Origin of the sequence: Brevibacterium sp. SIMBA_078 (assembly GCF_046534565.1) — a bacterium.
Taxonomy (GTDB): domain Bacteria; phylum Actinomycetota; class Actinomycetes; order Actinomycetales; family Brevibacteriaceae; genus Brevibacterium.
Map to the genome: position 1 here is coordinate 1 of NZ_JAWRYQ010000344.1, position 259 is coordinate 259.

The 259-nt window shown below is 41.3% G+C and carries 1 pseudogene; it reads left to right on the forward strand.

Annotated features, from left to right (window positions below):
• A pseudogene (locus tag SB749_RS19965) lies at window positions 1-259 on the forward strand (flavin-dependent oxidoreductase); the annotation flags it as partial.

Genomic DNA, 259 nt, shown 5'->3' on the forward strand with positions numbered 1-259 from the left:
CTTGGACAAGTGATTGCAGAACAACAGGATGCGGAATCGACATTAAAAGCATATGAAGCTCTGCGACGAGAAGCAACAGCGAACATTGTGTTAACGAATCGTCAAAACGGTCCAGAAGTGGTGATGCAGATTGTAGAAGAACGTGCACCAAATGGCTTTGATAACTTAGACGATGTCATTTCATACGCAGAACTTGAAGAAATTGCAAATCGCTATAAGAAAATCGCTGGTTTTGACCGCGAATCATTAAATGCCAAAT